The organism is Billgrantia tianxiuensis, from assembly GCF_009834345.1.
Taxonomy (GTDB): domain Bacteria; phylum Pseudomonadota; class Gammaproteobacteria; order Pseudomonadales; family Halomonadaceae; genus Halomonas; species Halomonas tianxiuensis.
This window is the reverse complement of the sequence record NZ_CP035042.1, coordinates 603,855-619,358: the sequence shown is the minus strand read 5'-3', so window position 1 is coordinate 619,358 and position 15,504 is coordinate 603,855. Positions and strand designations below refer to the sequence as shown.

Sequence of the window (15,504 nt, the reverse complement as noted above, 5' to 3'; positions counted from 1 at the left end):
ACGGTTCAATCGCCCGTTTAGACGGGCGAAAGTCGATAATGTTCCCTATTCCTGCCGACAGCGTGGCAGATGCTGAGCGCAGTCGCTAGCGCGGCACTTTTCCTGCGGTCTTTTACCGCGGCCGAACCTCCGCGAGGTGGCGGCTCACAGCAATCCAGGCGCCCAGCCAGCCCAATAGTGTACTGCACAATAGTAGCGTTGCCGAGCCCTCCGGCCCCAGGCGGGGCAGGCTGAAGGTGGCGCCGTAGCTGGCCGCCAGCGCGCTGACCGGCAGCGACAACCACTGGTTGCCGAGCCCCAGCAGCCCCAGGCGAGCAGGCCGCCGCCGAGGCCGTACCAGGCACCGCTATAGAGGAACGGACGACGTACGAAAGCATGAGTGGCACCGATCAGCATTACCACTTCGATCTCCTGGCGGCGGCTCTCCACCGACAGACGTATGGTGTTGCCCACCACCAGCAGTACGCCCGAACCGAACAGTACGCCAAGTGCCAGAGCCAGGCGACTGCCCAGCTCGGCCAGGTGCCGCAGCCGCTCGAGCCAGGCCAGGTCGAGGCGCACTTCGTCGACACCGCTCAGCGCCTCGAGCTCGCCAGCGAGCCGGCGCACGCCCTCCGGCGCCGGATCGGTCGGCACTACCACGATGCTGGCCGGCAGCGGATTGTCCTCGAGCCGGCCCAGGGCATCGGCCAGGCCCAATGCCTGCTGGAACTCGGCCATGCCTTCGGCGGCACTGATGAGCCGGGTACGCGCCACGCCATCGTGGGCCGACACCGCCTCGTCGATGCGCCCGGCCTGGGCCTCGTCGACATGATGCTCTAGATAGACAGTGAGCGTGGCACTCTCCTCGAGTTCGGCATCGAGCAGACGCGCACTGTCCAACGCCAACCACAGCGCTGCTGGCAGCACCAGGGCGATGGCGATGGCGAGCATGGTGAGCAGGCTGCCGATGGGGGCTCGCAGCAGCCGCCGTGCGCTGTCCAGGCACATGGCGCGATGGTGACGCAGCCAGCCGCGAAAACGGCTCGAGGAGCGCGTGCGCTGGCTGCGGGCGCCGCGTGGCGGTGCGGCGGGCTGGCGGCTCATGCGGCCTCCTCGTCGGCCACCAACCGCCCCTCGCGCAAGCGCAGTACACGATGCCTGAGGCGGGCGATCAGGGCCAGGTCGTGGCTGGCGATCATCACCGTGGTGCCGATGCGATTGAAGTCCTCGAATAGCGCCATGATGTCGGCGGAGAGCTGTGGGTCGAGATTGCCGGTGGGCTCGTCGGCCAGCAGCAGCGAAGGTTTGTTGACCACCGCCCGGGCGATGCCCACGCGCTGCTGCTCGCCACCGGATAGCTCGATGGGCAACGCCTTCTCACGGTGCAACAGGCCCACCTTGTCGAGCGCCGCCCGCACCCGGCGGGCAGCCTCGCGCGGGTCGACCCCGCGGATCTCCAGCGGCAGCGCCACGTTATGGTAGATGGAGCGATCGAGCAGCAGTTGGTGGTCCTGGAAGACCACACCGATCTGACGCCGGTAGAACGGTACCTGACTGGCGTGCAGGCGACCGATGTCGTGGCCGGCGACCAGTACCCGGCCACGGGTGGGCCGCTCCAGCAACATGATCAGGCGCAGCAGCGAACTCTTGCCGGCCCCCGAGTGGCCGGTGAGAAAGACCATCTCGCCGCGGTGCACGCGGAAGTCGATGTTGGCGAGCGCCTCGAAGCGCCCGCCGTAACGTTTCCCCACATGCTCGAAGAGGATCATGGTGAGGCGGCGGCTCCCTCGTCACCTTGGTCGAAGAGCGCATCGACGAAGTCCCTGGCCTCGAAGGGGCGCAGGTCATCGAGCCCCTCGCCCACACCGATGAAACGGATCGGCGTACCGAGCTGCTTGGCCAAGGCGAAGATAATGCCACCCTTGGCGGTACCGTCGAGCTTGGTCAGGGTGATACCGGTGACCGGCACCGCTTCGTTGAAGGTATTGGCCTGGGAGAGTGCGTTCTGGCCAGTGCCTGCGTCGAGTACCAGCATTACCTCGTGAGGGGCGCTGTCGTCGAGCTTGCCCATCACCCGGTGCACCTTCTTGAGCTCCTCCATGAGATGCCCCTTATTGTGCAACCGTCCGGCGGTGTCGGCGATCAGCACGTCGATCTTGCGCGCCTTGGCCGCCGCCACGGCGTCGTAGATCACCGAGGCGCTGTCGGCTCCGGTGTGCTGGGCGATCACCGGCACCTTGTTGCGCTCACCCCACACCTTGAGCTGCTCCACCGCCGCGGCACGGAAGGTGTCGCCGGCAGCCAGCATCACGCTACGGCCTTCGCGCTGGAAGCGTTGGGTCAACTTGCCAATGGTGGTGGTCTTGCCCACGCCATTGACGCCGACCACCAGGATCACGAAGGGTCCCTCTCCTTTGGCCGGCAGTGCCAGCGGCTTGGCCACGGCGTCCAGCATCGTGGCGAGTTCGTCCTGTAGGGCTCGGTAGAGCGCCTGGGGGTCCTTGAGCTCCTTGCGCGAGACGCGCTCGGTCAAGCGGTCGATGATCTCGGTGGTGGCCTCGATGCCCACGTCGGCCATCAACAGCTGGGTCTCGAGATCCTCGATCAGCTCGTCATCGATCTGCTTCTTGCCCAGGAACAGCCCGGCGACACCCTCGGTGAGGTTGGCTCGGGTCTTGCCCAGACCGGAGCGGATGCGCGCAAACCAGCCCTTCTTCTCGGCGGCCGGTTTCTCTTGCAACGGCGCGTGGGCGGGCTCCGGCTCGGGTTCGGGTTCAGGCTGAGATTCAGGCTCGGAGGCCAGCGCCTCCTCACGCAGCACCTCGTTCTCCTCTTCCCGGCCAACCTCATCGACCGCTTCGGTCCGGTCACGCACCTCATCCGCCGCCGGACCGGCCATGGCGGCCTCCTCGGGGCGCGGGGCATCGACGACGTCCGGCTCGGCGGGCGCCACCTCCCGCTCCGCCTCGGCAGTCGTTTCACTCATCGGCGCACCTTCGTGGGACGCCTCTTCCTCACGCTCCGCATCAGGCTGAGTCGGCTGCCGCTCCTGCTGTTCTTCCTGCTGGGATTCCTGCTGCTTCTTGCGCTTGAAAAAACCGAACATGGGGGAATTCAGCCTCACGGGTGAATGATCGCTACATCCTAACACCGCGCACCATGACTGTGGACACGGCTCCGGGTACAATTCCGCCGCATGACACGTCGCCGCTCGTTCCCTCGTTCACGCTCCCGCCCAGCCGCTCGCCCGTCCAAGGGCAGCGGCCGCCTGCGCATCATCGGCGGCGAATACCGTCGGCGCCTGCTACCGGTACTCGACAGCCCGGGCCTGCGCCCCACGCCTGACCGGGTGCGCGAGACCCTGTTCAATTGGCTGGCGACCGCCACGCCGGGGGCACGGGTACTTGACCTATTCGCCGGCACCGGCGCACTGGGTCTCGAAGCGCTTTCCCGCGGCGCGGCCTCGGCGCTATTCATCGAGCGCGACGCCCAGGTCGCTCGGGCGCTCGCGGACAACCTCCACACCTTGGACGCCACAGAGCGGGGACGGGTACAGGCCGGTGATGCTCTCGCCTTCCTTGCCGCCGGGCCGAGTGACAGTACCGTCTTCAGCCTCGTCTTCCTCGACCCGCCTTTCCGCCAGGACCTGGCGGCGCCCTGCTGTGAGCGGCTGGAACAGGGGTGGCTCACTCCCGAGGCCTGGGTTTACCTGGAAACCGAAACGGCGCTCGACGTGCGTGTGCCAGCCAACTGGTCATTGCATCGCGAAGTGCGCGCCGGCGACAGCACCGGGCGCCTCTATCGGCGCCTCGCTCAGCCCGATGAATAAGCGGGCGTCGCCGTTCGGCTACGCTTGCCGAGCCTTGGCCCTCGGCGTTACGCTGCGCAACGGAATCAGCGCGGGCAGGCGCCCGCCCCGGCAGGATGTCATTTCAGGAGAACACGATGAGCACCGAACTCTTCAACCGGCTCGAACAGAAAGTGGCCAGTGCCGTCGAGGCCCTGGAACTGCTGAAGCTGGAAGCCGAGGAGCTGCGCGAGGAAAACAGCCGCCTGAAGCAGGAGCGCGAGGAGTGGGAGCGCCGTCTGACGGCTCTGTTGGGCAAGTTCGACGAGGTGGAAACCGAGCGAGCCTGAACCCAGCGCTTTCCAGTCATAGAGCGAAGCGCTGCACAAATTGACGAGGCACCGCGTAGCGCAGCGATTCGCTCACGCAGGTATTTGTTGCAGTGTTTCCTAGGGTCGGCGCGACATCAAAACGGCATCCTCCCTGTTCGCGTCGGCCATGTCTTCCAGAGGCGGATAATATCCGCGCCGTCGCCCATCTTCACTGAAGCCTGCCCGACGATAGAGCGCGATGGCCGGCGCGTTGCCCGCCCTCACCTCGAGCAGCAGCCGCTCGCTGCCCCACCGTCGACACTGCTCGATCGTCGCCTCCAGCAGCGCGGCGGCCAGGCCACGGCGTCGCATGGCAGGCTCCACCAGCATGGCTTGCAGCTCCGCCTCGAAGGGCAGCCTGGCCACCACGGCATGCCCGACGAGCCGATCCGCCAGCACCGCCCCCAGCACGCAGCCGTCGGCATCGTTCAAAGCGGCCTCGAGCTGGCGACGTGACCAAGGGCGCGGCTGACAGTTCTCCAGCGCCACCAGGCGCTCCAGGTCGACGATCGTCAAGCGGCGGATGGCGAGTTCAGTCATCGGTCCCGTTGCCTGACTGGGACCAGGCCCGCCGCCACTCCTGCAAGACAGGCCATAGTTCACGCTTGGCCGTGGCACTCTGCGTCAACTCGGCAAGCGATGGCCCCTGCCATCCGGGCAGGTCAAGCAGTTCGAATGCGCCCTGCTGCGAACCGAGCAGCCGATCCAGGGTTTCGTCGCGACCGAACACCAGGATTCGTTCGAGCGCCCAGCCGCGCCGCTGCGTGCCTTCGATAAAGGCCTGCAGGCCTTCGCGCGCTTCTTCCAGCGGTGCCTCGACCGGCAGGTTTTCCATCGGCGGCCAGCGAAAGGTCTCGAATACAGGCAACTGCCCAATGTCGATCGCCACCGCTTGCAGCAGGTTGGCCAGCAGTTGCCCCTGGCTGGCATCCAGCGCGCCCTCCTGCGGCACGACCACCATCCAGCGGCCCGCCAGGCATGCCACCTGCAGGGTAAAGCGCAACGGCTCCTGGGCCGGCCGGGCTTCCTTGGTGGTAGCGTCGTGCCCCGCGTCCTCGGCTTCGTCCACCGGCGCAATCCCCAGCAGCTGTCGGGCACGCTTGGGAACCGCCGTCCGCTCGGGCTCCACCGGGGCGGTGTCTGAACGGGCCTGGGAGATGCGGCTTCCGCCTCGTCGAGCAGGGCGTGCAAGCGCTCGGCGGGGGGCTTGACCGCGGGCCGCTCGGGCAGCTCCCACTCACAGGCCTCGCTCGGCCGCGCGCGGGGCAACTGGTAACGCGCCACCCAGGCCGTCAGTCCCATCGCCTCCAGATATTGCAGGCGCTGCGGTTCGGTGGTCACGTGCCGGCGCCACGACAGTTGGGCGAGTCGGGACGGGCCTCGCCGCGAGCGGCCCACTCCTGCGGTGTGTAGAGATGCAAGGCCAGGGCGTGCACCGGCCCAGCGAGCTCATCGGCCAACAGTGCATAGAGACGCTGGTGGCGCTTCACCGGCATCAACCCCTGGAAGTGCTCGGACACCACCGTGACCTTGAAATGGGTTTCGGAATTGGCCGGCACGGCATGCCGATGGCTCTCGTTCTCCACCGCCACATGGGTGGGCTCGAGGGCCTGCAGCTTCTCTTCGATAACGGCCTGAACGCTCATGAGGGCTCCTCGATCATGGATGTCAGGTCATTGTACTCTCTTGCTCGGTGACTGCACCTGGGGCGGCTGCTCAGCGCTATCGGCCTGAACGGCTCCAACCAGCGGCATCCGCGCCAGGCTGGCCACGAGCGCCAGCAGGCAGGTCAGGCAGCCGATCCACAGCGTGGCCTGTACCGGAGCGCTGGCCGCCATGAAGGCACCGACCAGCGCCACCCCTAGAGATTGGCCCACAGTGCGCGTGGTGCTGAGCACGCCCGAGGCGCTGGTGCTGAGCTCGCGCGGCGCGCTGGTCATCATCTCGCGGTTGTTGGGCGGCTGGAACAGCCCGAAGCCGATGCCGCACAGCGCGGTGCGCCACAAGCTGTCCAGCACGCCGGCATCCTGCGGCAACAGTGCCAGCGAGGCCAGTCCCAGCATCAGCAACACCAGCCCCAGGCTTGCCATCACGCTGGGATTCACCCGATCGGCCAGCCGGCCGGCCAGCGGCCCGACCAGCATGATGGCGAGCGGCCAGGGCGTGAACAGCCAGGCGGTATGCAGCGGCGAGAAGCCCATCTCCTGCTGATAGAGGAACGACAGCGCGACGAAGGCCAACCCCTGGCCGACGAAGGCGAGCCCCGAGGCGGATACCGCCAGGCGGAAGCGGGCCACCTGAAACAGCCGCGGCGGCAGCAGCGGGTGACTCGCCCGGCGCTGGCGACGCAGGAACAGCCCGCCCGCCACCACGCTCAGCGTCAGCCAGGCCAGTGCCTGCCACAGCGGTGCACCGTGGCCCAGGGTATCCATGGCCAGGAAGAAACTGCCCAGCATGACCACCGACCCCAGCGCACCGCGGCCGTCGAAGCCGCCACGCCGCCCTTTCTCGCGCGGCAGCGCACGCCAGGCCAGCCACAGCGAAACAAGCCCCAGAGGCAAATGCAGGGCGAACAGCCAGGGCCAGCTGACGGCCGATAGCACCAGCCCGCCCAGCGCCGGGCCGGCGGCGTAGCCACCCGCCACCACCAGGGCGGAGAGCCCCAGTGCACTGCCCAACAGCCGGGTGGGAAAGATCGAGCGGTAGAGCGACGGGCCGATGGAGAGCGTGGCGGCCGCACCGAGCCCCTGCATCGCACGAAAAACCAGCAGCCATTCCAGGCTGCGAGACAGTGCAGCGCCCAACGAAGCCACCACGAACAGCGCCAGGCCCGCCACGTATAGGCGTCGGCGGCTGATCATCTCGCTGAACGAAGCGCACACCAGCAGGAAGGCGGCGCAGACGATCTGGTAGAGGTTGGTGACCCAAACCGTCCTCGCGGCGGACACCTCCAGGTCACGCGCGATGGAAGGCAGCGCGATATTGACCATGGTGACGTCCACCACGGCCATCAGGGTGCCGAGGATCAGCGCCAGCACCGCCAGGCGTCGCTCGGGGCCCGGCAGGCCGTCGTCGCCGGGCCGGGTCGAAAAGAGTCGGCTCATGCGGTTTCCATCACTGCGGAGTTGCTAACGAGAAAACCGGCCGCAGCCGGTTTTCATGTGATGCTTTCGACAAGGCGGTTAGTCCTGGTCGGTTTCCAGCAATAGTGAATCGTCGACCTCGGAGATCTCCAGCGCCGTCTCGTCGTCCAGGTCGATGGCCAGGTAGCTGTGCTCGACCTGCAGGAAGCGCTGGAACAGCGCCCAGTCGAGAGCCTCGGGCCACTGCCGCTCGTCCTCCTCCCAGGCGCGCAGCTCGGTCTCGAGGATCTCGAGGTAGCGCTCGCGCACGAAGGCTTCCAGCGCCTCCGGGGTGTCCATCTCGGGAATCAGATAGACCGTGCTTTCACGTTCGACGTCCTCCAGGGTGAGGTCGTCCTCCCCCATGGTGGGTTCCAGCGCATTGATCCAGTCCACGAAGTGCCGGGTCGGCCTGACGCTCAGGGCGGAGCGGTTGAGCAGTTTCATCGCGGTCTCCTCGACGTCGAAACGGTGATCATTATGGGCGCTAGCGACGCCGCTTACCAATACTTCCGCCGGGTCGACACCGAGAGGCCCGGGGCTTTACCGGGGGGCAGCCCCTTCAGTCCACCTCAGGACGCATGGCCGGGAACAGCAGCACGTCCCGGATCGAGGCGCTGTCGGTGAACAGCATGACCAGGCGGTCGATGCCGATGCCCTCACCGGCGGTGGGCGGCAAGCCGTACTCCAGCGCGCGCACGTAGTCGGCATCGTAGTACATCGCCTCGAGGTCACCGGCCTCCTTCTCCGCCGCCTGGGCGCGGAAACGCTCGGCCTGGTCCTCGGCATCGTTGAGCTCCGAGAAGCCGTTGGCAATCTCGCGCCCGCCGACGAAGAACTCGAAGCGCTCGGTGACGAACGGGTCGCTGTCCTTGCGCCGCGCCAGCGGGCTCACCTCGGTGGGGTAGTCGGTGATGAAGGTCGGGTCCTTCAGGCGGTGCTCGACGGTCTTCTCGAAGATCTCGATCTGGATCTTGCCCAGGCCCCAGCCATCCTTGACGTCGATGTCCAGGCGCTCGGCGATCTGCCGCGCGGCGGCCTCGTCGGCCAGCGCCTCGGCGTGAATGTCCGGGTTGAACTCGAGGATCGAGTCGAACACGCTGATGCGCTTGAGCGGCTTGCCGAAGTCGTACTCGTAGGTCTCGAGCACTTCGCCCTCGGCGCTGCGCACGGTGTTGACCACCGTGGTGGTACCCAGCACCTTGAGCGCGACGGTGCGCAGCATCTCCTCGGTGAGGTCCATCAGGTCATGGTGGTTGGCATGGGCCTGGTAGAACTCGACCATGGTGAACTCAGGGTTGTGGCGCGTCGAGAGGCCCTCGTTACGGAAGTTGCGGTTGATCTCGAAGACCTTCTCGAAGCCGCCCACCACCAGGCGCTTGAGGTAGAGCTCGGGAGCGATGCGCAGGTACATGTCGATGTCCAGCGCATTGTGGTGGGTGATGAAGGGCCGCGCGGTGGCGCCCCCGGGGATCGGCTGCAGCATGGGGGTCTCGACTTCCATGAAGCCGCGCTCCTCGAAGAAGCGGCGCATGGCGCTGATCACCCCGGCGCGGGTCTCGAATACCCGGCGCGAATCGGGGTTCATGATCAGGTCGACGTAGCGCTGGCGATAGCGTGCCTCCATGTCGGTCAGGCCATGGAACTTGTCCGGCAGCGGGCGCAGGCTCTTGGTCAGCAGCCTCGCCTCTTCCATCATCACGTAGAGGTCACCCTTGCCCGACTTGTGCACCGGGCCGCGGGCCGCGACGATGTCGCCGATGTCCCAGCTCTTGATATCCTCCAGCACCTCTTCCGCCAGCCCCTTCTTGTCGACGTAGAGCTGGATCGTGCCGGAGGGGTCCTGGATCACCAGGAACGGGCCGCGCTTGCGCATGATGCGCCCGGCCACTGCCGCAGGACGATTCAGCGACTCCAGCTCGTCCTTCTCCTTCTCACCCAGCTCGGCCACGAGGTCGGCCGCCAGGCTGTCGCGGCGAAAATCGTTGGGGAAGGCGCTGCCGCCGGTGGCATCGGCGCGCTGGCGGCGCGCCGCCAGCTTGGCCCGACGCTCGGCAATCAAGCGGTTCTCGTCGGTCTGGAGCGTATCCGGGGAAGAGCTCTGGTTGGCCATGTCGTTACCTGTTAAGAATTCGCTACGGGCGGCGAGCCACGAGCGCAAGCGGATTGGCTACCGCTCGCGGCTCGTGGCCCAAGGCTACAAACCTTGCTTCAAGCTGGCTTCGATGAAGGCGTCCAGATCGCCATCCAGCACCCGGTCGCAGTTGCTGGTCTGCACGCCGGTTCGCAGGTCCTTGATGCGCTGGTCGTCGAGCACGTAGGAGCGGATCTGGCTACCCCAGCCGATATCGGCCTTGGAGTCTTCCGCCTCCTGCTTGGCGGCATTGCGCTTCTCCATCTCGTGCTCCCACAGCTTCGCCTTGAGCTGCTTCATGGCGAAGTCACGGTTGGCGTGCTGGCTGCGCTGGCTCTGGCAGGCCACCACGATGCCGGTGGGCTCGTGGGTGATACGCACCGCAGAATCGGTGGTGTTGACGTGCTGACCGCCCGCGCCGCTGGAGCGGTAGGTGTCGACGCGCAGATCCGCCGGGTTGATCTCGACCTCGAAGCTGTCGTCGATCTCCGGCGACAGGAACACCGAGGCGAATGACGTGTGGCGACGGCCGCCGGAGTCGAACGGGCTCTTGCGCACCAGGCGGTGCACGCCGGTCTCGGTACGCAGCCAGCCGAAGGCGTGGTCGCCCTGCACGTGAATCGTGGCCGACTTGATACCCGCCACCTCACCGGCAGAAAGCTCGGTGATCTCGGTCTTGAAGCCGTGGTGCTCGCACCAGCGCAGATACATGCGCAGCAGCATGTTGGCCCAGTCCTGAGCCTCGGTGCCGCCGGAACCGGCCTGGATGTCGAGATAGGCGTTGTTGGCGTCCATCTCGCCCGAGAACATGCGCCGGAACTCGAGCTTCGCCAGGCTCTCCTGGAGCCCATCGAGCTCCTTCTTCACCTCGGCGACAGTGTCTTCGTCCTCTTCCATCTCGGCCAGCTCGAGCAGGTCGCGGCTGTCCGCCAGACCCTGGTCGAGTTCGTCGATGGTCTCGACGATGGCCTCGAGGGAGGCACGTTCCTTACCCAGCTTCTGGGCGTACTCGGGATCGTTCCACACGCCCGGATCTTCCAGCTCGCGGAGACTTCCTCTAGCCGATCCTTGCGTTCGGCATAGTCAAAGATACCCCCTCAGGACGTCTGTCCGTTCGGACAGGTCCTTGATGAGGTTGTGAATGGGGTTGGTTTCCAGCATGGGCTCGCTCGCCTGATTCGCATAGAGGACGGCTGCCGGGGCAGGCCATGGACCCGCCCCGGCAGCGCGGAAAAGGCAACTATTGTAGCCAACTCGGCGATGGGACGCATCCTTGCCGACGAGGGGCGCCTATCTCGAGATGCCTGCCCAGGCGGGGCGGAAAAGCACAAAGCCCGGCATATGCCGGGCTTGGAACGAACGCTTGATCTGTACCAAACGTATGATTGCCGATCAGAAGCGATAGGTCAGCTGGGCACCGAAGCCATGGGCCTCGTTCTTGTAGTCGGCGCTATAAGACGAAGTCACTTGTGAAACAACCCCTGGCTGCAATTCACGGGTGTCCGTCTTGGTCTGATCAACGTGAGTACCGCGCTCAGTCAGGTAGGAATAGGCAACGTCAAGCGTCAGGTTTTCCATAGGCGTCCAACCTGCACCAATCGAGAAAATACGGCGATCATCCGACGGAATCCGCACGCTACGGGTGGCGTCGTTGGTCGGCGTGTTATCGATGGTTACGCCCGCACGCAAGGCAAGCTGAGGATTAAGCTGGTATTCCCCCCCACAGCAAACGCCCAAGCATTGGAATAGTTCTGTTGCTCAAGAGTGATCGGATCCTCGGAGGTCTCGCCCTCGACCAAGATACGCTCAAAGCGGCTCCAGCGCGTCCAAGAAGCACCCGCCATCAGCTTGAGGTTGTCGCTCATCTGCTGGGTGACGGAGAAGTTGACTGTCTCAGGAGTTGTCAGGTCGAGGCTAGCATTGTCCTCTCTGACCACTGTTCCTTCAGGTACGCCTAGTGAAGCGTCCGTGGCGGTCGCCCGGAAATCGCCAGTCAGCGTATAACTCACTTTGGAACGATAAGTCAGTCCTAACGTAGTTTCTGGCACCGGCTGAAAAATCACACCCAGGTTATAGCCCCAGTTATCGTCATCACCTTCGACCCGAGCATCCAGTTCTGTGATATTGGCTCCCCCCATGCCATCCGGGAGGGCAACGGGAACTTGACGCTGGAGTTCACCATTGACGCGATTGTAGGTAATACCTGCACCAACAGCCCATTGGTCGTTGAACCTATAGGAAACAGTGGGCTGGGCGCTTATCACCCGAACCTCAGTGTAATTGCCCTGATTTCGCCCCTCGAATCCACCTTCGTAATCGGTCTTGGAGCCGAACGGCGCATAGACCCCGAAGCCAAAGGCGAGACGCTCATTGACCGGCTGAGCATAAAATGCAAAAGGAATCAGGGTACCAGGCACCATATCGCCGTCATTGGTACCGTCAACTGATTCCGAAGTCGCACCAATGGGCACTCCACCCATCGTTACTACCCCGGTACGCTCGGACTCAACGTTGCGAATCCGGCTATTGACGTTCAAATAGGTGCCGCCCGCGGTCAGCTGCGCCCGATCGAGGAACGACATACCCGCCGGGTTGCCGAATACGATGGTGGCGTCGTTGACGTTGGAGCTCCGCCCGGCGTGGCCATAGCCCTGGCCACTGACGCTCTGCTCGTTGATCTGGTAACCGCCGGCGTTGGCCTGACTGGCGAAGGCGGCAGCGGCAATGGCCACAGCCCAGGTGATCCTGTTGAACTTGTTCTGCATGTTTCGACGTCCTCTTCCAGATACGAGCTGGCGCTGGTTGTTGTCCCGCCCTCGGCGGAGCGGTGCTCTACGAAGCCAGTTTTCGCCAAACATCCGTTCGGATCAAGGGCAAACGTTCGTTTTAATGCAAGAAAGTCTCATTCTTTAGTCTTATTCAGGCGTAAGCCGTTGAACTTTTTCCTGGGCAACTCAACACACGCGTCACTGCAGACAGACTTACCTGGCCCGACGGTAGTTTGCTGCATGAGGCTTTCCTTTCCGGCACCTTTGCCAGGCCGCCGGAAGACGACTAGTACCTGCTAAGCTGAATACATATGGCAGATGGAGAGACAGCCATGCCCAGGCTCAACGGCGTTCTCGAGACCGCGCTCTACGTTGACGACATGGATCGGGCGCGGGTCTTCTTCGAAGGCGTGATGGGGCTCGAGCCCTTCAATGCCGACCACCGCTTCACCGCCTACGATGCCGGCGCCAACACGGTGCTGTTGTTGTTCCGCCAGGGCGAGACGCTGGAAACCGTAGTGCTGCCCAACGACATGGGTACCATCCCGCCCCACGACGGTAAGGGGCGGGTACACCTCGCCTTCGCCATCGACGCGCGCGAGCTGGCCGCCTGGGAGCGACAACTCAGCGATCACGGCGTGGTCATCGAAGGGCGCACCCACTGGCCCCGCGGCGGTGAAAGCCTCTACTTCCGCGACCCCGACGGACACCTGATCGAGCTGGCCACGCCGGGTGTCTGGCCCAACTACTAGGAAACCCCCATATAGCGGCCGGGCTTGTGATTCAAGGCAATGATCAGATTGAGCGCCACGGCGCCGAGTACCGAGAGCCCCACCCGTTCCGGAGGCAGCACGAGAAAGGCGGCGAGCATGATCAGCCCGTCGATGCCGAGCTGCACGTAGCCGGCACGCAGGCCATAGCGACCCTGCAGATAGAGTGCGAGGATATTGATGCCGCCGAGACTGGTGCGGTGACGAAACAGCACCAGCATACCGATGCCGATCAGGCTGCCACCCATCAGCGAGGCATAGAGCGGGTTCAATGTATCGAAGGCGATCCATTTGCCGGTCAGCTCGGAGAACAACGACACCAGGGCGATGGCGACGAAGGTACGCAGGGTGAACGACCAGCCCATGCGCTTCACGGCCAGGTAGTAGAACGGCAGGTTGATCAGGAAGAACCACACCCCGAAGCGCCAGCCGCTGGCGTATTGCAACAGGAAAGCCATGCCGGCGGTACTGCCGGTGAGCAGTAGCGCCTGGGTATAGAAGGTGACGCCTAGGGCGACGAACAGCGTGCCCACCAGCATCGCCATCACATCCTCGTAGGGGCGATGAGGATCGGTGGGAAGATCTTGTGGATCCATTCACGATTCCTTGGGATGGCGGGACTAGTCCCGAACGGCCCGGATTCTAGCGGGTCGAGCCAGGGAAATCATTGATCTCGCTTAGGTTGCGCGGTGCTTCGCTGCCAGCGGCTCGGCATATTCGATCATGAGCTGCAGCGACTCCTGCCCCCGCCAGCGGTTGCGACTGAGCCGATAGGCGCAGCGCAGCGTGTCACCCAAGCTAAAGGCCGGCAGCTCTCCCGGCGTCAGTGCACGAAACCAGATCGCCTTGAGGCTCGCCGCACCGGCCGACAGTGTCATCGACAGATGAGTGCCGTCAGCCCCCACCGAACGCAGCGATTCCACCAGGAACTCCCCTTCAAACAGCGGCGCATCGAATTCCCTCCCGTAGGGGCCCAGCGCCTCCAGCTCGAGCAGCGTGGCCAGTTGGAACTGCCCGGGAGCCAGCGTCCCGTCGGTGAACACATGGGGAAACAGCTCGAGACCGCCCAACTGCTCCTTCACCGCCTGCAGGAAAGCGGAGCGGAAAGCCTTGAGCCGCTCCATCGGCACACCGACCCCGGCCGCACCGCGATGCCCGCCAAAGCGCGGTAGTGCCTCGGGCGCCAGCTCATGGACGCGCTGCAGGGCGTCGCGCAGGTGCAGCGCTTCGATGGAGCGCCCCGAGCCGGTGAGCATGTTGGGCGCCGCGGCCGGTGTCAGCACCAGCGCGGGACGTCCGAAGGCCTGCACCAGGCGCGAGGCGACGATGCCCTGCACGCCGGGATGGCCGCTTTCGAGATAGACCACCAAGGCAGGCAGGTCGGCCTCGAGCTGGGGCAAGGCCAGGGCGCGCGCCTCTTCGACCATTTCCGCCTCGATCGCCTTGCGTGACTGATTGTCCTCGTCCAGCGTCTGCAAATGGCGTATCGCGGTGGCGTCGTCCCCCGCCAGCATGAAGTGCAATGCCGCGTAGGGGTCGTCGAGGCGAGAACGGGCATTGATGCGCGGCCCCATCTGGAAGGCTAGCGTCTCGGCGGAGAACGGTACGCTGTCCTCGCCCAGGCGCGCCGCCATGGCGCGCCAGCAGGCGGCCTCCATGCGGTTGATCAGTGCCAGACCATGGCTGACCACGGCGCGATTGGCTGGGCTAGCACCCAGCGACACACAGTCGGCCACGGTGCCCAGCGCCACGTAGGAGAGCCAGGCGGAGAGCTTGGGTGTCGCCTCGGGCAGCACACCCCACTCGATCAACACGCTGCGCGTGAGCGACATGACCAGCCAGGCGACCATGCAACCGGCGATGGTACGGTCAGGATACTGGCAGTCGCTGCGTGTCGGGTTCACCACGGCATGGGCCGAGGGTGGAGGTCCCTCGATAGGCAACGCGTGGTGGTCGCTCACTACCACGTCGATGCCTTCCGCCTTGAGCCGGGCGATGCGCGGCTCGTCGGAGCTGCCGCAGTCGGCGGTGATCACCAGTGTCGGCCGCGGCGAGAGCCCGAGCGTGCGCTCCACCAGCGGCAGGCTGATGCCGTAGCCGTCGTGGATGCGATGGCCGATCAGGCTGTGCAGGCGCGATTCCGGCACGCCGAAGAGTTCCACCAGGGTGCGCCGGATCACCACATGGGAGGTGATGCCGTCGACGTCGTAGTCGGTGAGAATGCCGATATGCTCGCCCTCGGCCACGGCGGTGGCGATGCGTTCGGCGGCACGGCGGCCGTCGGCCAGGCGCTCCGGGTGCTCCAGGTAGCGCAGGCTGGGCTGGGTCAGCGGGGCCAGCTCGCCTTCGTAGTTGGCCAAGCGACCGGCCAGCACGCGGGCCTGCAGCTCGCTCAGCCCCTCGGCGCGGGCTCGGGCATAGAGTGCCTCGTTGCGTGGGCGCGGCAGCAGCCGCGGCTTGAGTCGTGCGTGCAGGTCGGGCGGCGCGATCACGTCCAAGCGTGGCTCCTCTGGTTCGCATCCGATGGTACACGGCGATGGAAACGGCGTGCCGAGCGAAGGGCGCCGGGG

13 protein-coding genes and 3 pseudogenes are annotated in these 15,504 nt (G+C 65.3%); 3 read left to right on the top strand and 13 right to left on the bottom strand.

Annotation, left to right across the window (positions count from 1 at the left end; genetic code table 11):
* Positions 1-112: 112 nt before the first annotated feature.
* The 3 genes and pseudogenes from ftsX to ftsY all read right to left on the bottom strand — a co-directional run bounded on the left by ftsX (position 113) and on the right by ftsY (position 3,088).
* Positions 113-1,086, bottom strand: a pseudogene (gene ftsX, locus EKK97_RS02845) (permease-like cell division protein FtsX).
* Positions 1,083-1,751, bottom strand: coding sequence for a cell division ATP-binding protein FtsE (gene ftsE, locus EKK97_RS02840; RefSeq protein ID WP_159548832.1), 669 nt, complete (start codon positions 1,749-1,751; stop codon positions 1,083-1,085). The pseudogene ftsX and the gene ftsE overlap by 4 nt, the downstream one beginning before the upstream one ends.
* Positions 1,748-3,088, bottom strand: a complete 1,341-nt coding sequence (gene ftsY / locus EKK97_RS02835) for a signal recognition particle-docking protein FtsY (RefSeq protein ID WP_159548829.1) — start codon at positions 3,086-3,088, stop codon at positions 1,748-1,750. Before ftsY ends, ftsE begins: the two co-directional genes overlap by 4 nt.
* A 90-nt stretch (positions 3,089-3,178) precedes the next feature.
* Here ftsY and rsmD point away from each other — a divergent pair, with 90 nt between their 5' ends.
* Positions 3,179-3,811 carry a 16S rRNA (guanine(966)-N(2))-methyltransferase RsmD gene (gene rsmD, locus EKK97_RS02830; protein ID WP_159548826.1) on the top strand — a complete coding sequence of 211 codons (633 nt, stop codon included), beginning with the start codon at positions 3,179-3,181 and terminating at the stop codon, positions 3,809-3,811.
* 116 nt (positions 3,812-3,927) lie between these two features.
* Positions 3,928-4,119: a cell division protein ZapB gene (gene zapB, locus EKK97_RS02825; protein WP_159548823.1), complete on the top strand. Its 192-nt coding sequence runs from the start codon at positions 3,928-3,930 to the stop codon at positions 4,117-4,119.
* A 99-nt stretch (positions 4,120-4,218) separates the two neighbouring features.
* Here the strand turns inward: zapB and rimI are convergent, their stop codons facing one another.
* The 8 genes and pseudogenes from rimI to EKK97_RS02785 all read right to left on the bottom strand — a co-directional run bounded on the left by rimI (position 4,219) and on the right by EKK97_RS02785 (position 12,161).
* Positions 4,219-4,680, bottom strand: a complete 462-nt coding sequence (gene rimI, locus EKK97_RS02820; RefSeq protein WP_159548820.1) for a ribosomal protein S18-alanine N-acetyltransferase — start codon at positions 4,678-4,680, stop codon at positions 4,219-4,221.
* Positions 4,673-5,269 (bottom strand): hypothetical protein, encoded by a 597-nt coding sequence (locus tag EKK97_RS02815; protein WP_159548817.1) that lies wholly within the window; start codon positions 5,267-5,269, stop codon positions 4,673-4,675. Before EKK97_RS02815 ends, rimI begins: the two co-directional genes overlap by 8 nt.
* Positions 5,270-5,477: 208 nt before the next feature.
* Positions 5,478-5,786 carry a BolA family protein gene (locus EKK97_RS02810; RefSeq protein ID WP_159548814.1) on the bottom strand — a complete coding sequence of 103 codons (309 nt, stop codon included), beginning with the start codon at positions 5,784-5,786 and terminating at the stop codon, positions 5,478-5,480.
* 27 nt (positions 5,787-5,813) lie between these two features.
* Positions 5,814-7,244, bottom strand: a complete 1,431-nt coding sequence (locus EKK97_RS02805) for an MFS transporter (protein ID WP_159548811.1) — start codon at positions 7,242-7,244, stop codon at positions 5,814-5,816.
* A gap of 78 nt (positions 7,245-7,322) precedes the next feature.
* Positions 7,323-7,709 carry a hypothetical protein gene (locus tag EKK97_RS02800; protein WP_010630199.1) on the bottom strand — a complete coding sequence of 129 codons (387 nt, stop codon included), beginning with the start codon at positions 7,707-7,709 and terminating at the stop codon, positions 7,323-7,325.
* Positions 7,710-7,824: 115 nt separating this feature from the next.
* Positions 7,825-9,375: a lysine--tRNA ligase gene (lysS, locus tag EKK97_RS02795; RefSeq protein WP_159548808.1), complete on the bottom strand. Its 1,551-nt coding sequence runs from the start codon at positions 9,373-9,375 to the stop codon at positions 7,825-7,827.
* Positions 9,376-9,459: 84 nt separating this feature from the next.
* Positions 9,460-10,557 (bottom strand): annotated as a pseudogene (gene prfB / locus EKK97_RS02790) (peptide chain release factor 2).
* 231 nt (positions 10,558-10,788) lie between these two features.
* Positions 10,789-12,161: pseudogene (locus tag EKK97_RS02785) on the bottom strand (OmpP1/FadL family transporter).
* Between the two features lie 335 nt (positions 12,162-12,496).
* Here EKK97_RS02785 and EKK97_RS02780 point away from each other — a divergent pair.
* Positions 12,497-12,916: a VOC family protein gene (locus tag EKK97_RS02780; protein WP_159548805.1), complete on the top strand. Its 420-nt coding sequence runs from the start codon at positions 12,497-12,499 to the stop codon at positions 12,914-12,916.
* Here EKK97_RS02780 and EKK97_RS02775 read toward each other — a convergent pair.
* Together EKK97_RS02775 and EKK97_RS02770 are read right to left on the bottom strand one after the other, a co-directional pair.
* On the bottom strand, positions 12,913-13,530 hold the full coding sequence (locus EKK97_RS02775; RefSeq protein WP_159548802.1) for a YitT family protein: 618 nt from the start codon (positions 13,528-13,530) through the stop codon (positions 12,913-12,915). The genes EKK97_RS02780 and EKK97_RS02775 overlap by 4 nt on opposite strands.
* An 81-nt stretch (positions 13,531-13,611) precedes the next feature.
* Positions 13,612-15,432, bottom strand: coding sequence for a single-stranded-DNA-specific exonuclease RecJ (locus tag EKK97_RS02770; RefSeq protein ID WP_159548799.1), 1,821 nt, complete (start codon positions 15,430-15,432; stop codon positions 13,612-13,614).
* Positions 15,433-15,504: the final 72 nt, after the last annotated feature.

Excerpts from the sequence above, each read along its gene's own strand:
- ftsY (WP_159548829.1), bottom strand. The coding sequence starts at position 3,088 with ATGTTCGGTTTTTTCAAGCGCAAGAAGCAGCAGGAATCCCAGCAGGAA.
- zapB (WP_159548823.1), top strand. The coding sequence starts at position 3,928 with ATGAGCACCGAACTCTTCAACCGGCTCGAACAGAAAGTGGCCAGTGCC.
- lysS (WP_159548808.1), bottom strand. The coding sequence starts at position 9,375 with ATGGCCAACCAGAGCTCTTCCCCGGATACGCTCCAGACCGACGAGAAC.
- EKK97_RS02780 (WP_159548805.1), top strand. The coding sequence starts at position 12,497 with ATGCCCAGGCTCAACGGCGTTCTCGAGACCGCGCTCTACGTTGACGAC.
- EKK97_RS02805 (WP_159548811.1), bottom strand. The coding sequence starts at position 7,244 with ATGAGCCGACTCTTTTCGACCCGGCCCGGCGACGACGGCCTGCCGGGC.
- EKK97_RS02775 (WP_159548802.1), bottom strand. The coding sequence starts at position 13,530 with ATGGATCCACAAGATCTTCCCACCGATCCTCATCGCCCCTACGAGGAT.
- rsmD (WP_159548826.1), top strand. The coding sequence starts at position 3,179 with ATGACACGTCGCCGCTCGTTCCCTCGTTCACGCTCCCGCCCAGCCGCT.
- rimI (WP_159548820.1), bottom strand. The coding sequence starts at position 4,680 with ATGACTGAACTCGCCATCCGCCGCTTGACGATCGTCGACCTGGAGCGC.
- ftsE (WP_159548832.1), bottom strand. The coding sequence starts at position 1,751 with ATGATCCTCTTCGAGCATGTGGGGAAACGTTACGGCGGGCGCTTCGAG.
- EKK97_RS02800 (WP_010630199.1), bottom strand. The coding sequence starts at position 7,709 with ATGAAACTGCTCAACCGCTCCGCCCTGAGCGTCAGGCCGACCCGGCAC.
- EKK97_RS02810 (WP_159548814.1), bottom strand. The coding sequence starts at position 5,786 with ATGAGCGTTCAGGCCGTTATCGAAGAGAAGCTGCAGGCCCTCGAGCCC.